The sequence below is a fragment of the Streptomyces mesophilus genome (assembly GCF_011044995.1).
In the GTDB taxonomy this organism is placed as follows: domain Bacteria; phylum Actinomycetota; class Actinomycetes; order Streptomycetales; family Streptomycetaceae; genus Streptomyces; species Streptomyces mesophilus.
Genome location: NZ_JAAKZW010000466.1, coordinates 1 through 1,151, shown reverse-complemented (window position 1 = coordinate 1,151; position 1,151 = coordinate 1). Strand labels below are relative to the sequence as shown.

The following is a 1,151-nucleotide window of genomic DNA, read 5'->3' as shown; positions in this document are numbered from 1 at the left end:
GTGCCGGGGTGCGAGGCAGCCGTGGCCGAGGGCTCTTGAGGCGGGGGCGGAGGGCCTGAGTCGCCTACCTCGTCGGCCAGTTGATGGAGGAGGACGCCGTGCTTGTACGCGGTTTCGCCGACGTCGGCCGTGGTGCTCCCGTAGACCGAGAGCCGGTTGCCGTCCTCGCGGACGACCTCCACGGAGCGGCGGGCGACCCGGGCCTCCTTGGTCAGCAGGGCGAGGAGGCGGGCCGCGTGCGGGGAGCGGATGGCGACGCGGGGGCGCAGCCGGGTGCGGGCGAAGTCGGCGGCGTCCTGGTCGGCGACGACGCAGCCCTGTTCGAGCGTGATGACACGGTCGGCGGTACGCGCGGCTTCCTTGGGGTCGGACGTGGTGAACAGGACCGTGCCGCCCTGCTGGGCATGGGCGCGGAGCATGGCGTGCAGCCAGGCCGCTTCACGGGCGGAAAGGGCTTCGGCGGGGGCGTTCAGGACGAGCGTGTGCGGGTCGGCGAGGAGGGCGCAGGCGAGGCCGAGGCGGCGGTCCATGCCGCGGGAGAGGGTGCCGAGGCGTTCGTCGCGCAGGCTCACCAGGCCGACCACTTCGAGGACTTCGTCGGCGCGGGTGACGGGGACGCCGGTCGCGGCGCACAGCATGCGGAGCTGTCCGCGGACCGTGCGGGCGGGGTGGCCCGGGACGTCGCCGAGCAGAATGCCGACCTCGCGTGAGGGGTGCGCGATGCGGTTCAGGGGCCTGCCGCGGAAGTACGTCACGCCGCGGCCTGGCTCGAGTTGGAGCATCAGCCGCAGCACTTCGGCGGTTTCGGCCGGAACGGCGCCGAGCAATGCCGTGACCCGGCCGGCGCGCGCCTCGAAGGAGACGTCGTCGACGGCGGGCGGGAGCTCTTTGCGGGGATTGCTGGTCAGTCCGATGGCCTGGATCACGCGATGCAACATAGCGTGCCATAAGGGGTTTTTCGGGCACCGCACGGCTCACTGCCGCGAGGGACGGTCGCCCTTCAGGGTCCGCCGGCCTGTCCGGCGTCCCCGCCTCAGACCTCGGGGCGCAGCATCGGGGGGTTGAGCAGGGTGGCTCCGCCGGCCCGGAAGAGCTGGGCGGGGCGGCCGCCCTGCCGGGTGGTCGTGCCTCCGGTGGGGACCAGGAAGCCC

Annotated in this window: 1 protein-coding gene and 1 pseudogene; both read right to left on the bottom strand. The window is 73.6% G+C overall.

The window, feature by feature from the left end:
- On the bottom strand, window positions 1-926 hold a 926-nt coding region (locus G6045_RS40600; RefSeq protein WP_165337262.1), incomplete at its 3' end, for an ATP-binding cassette domain-containing protein.
- A gap of 107 nt (window positions 927-1,033) precedes the next feature.
- Window positions 1,034-1,151, bottom strand: a pseudogene (locus G6045_RS40595) (DNA hydrolase); the annotation flags it as partial.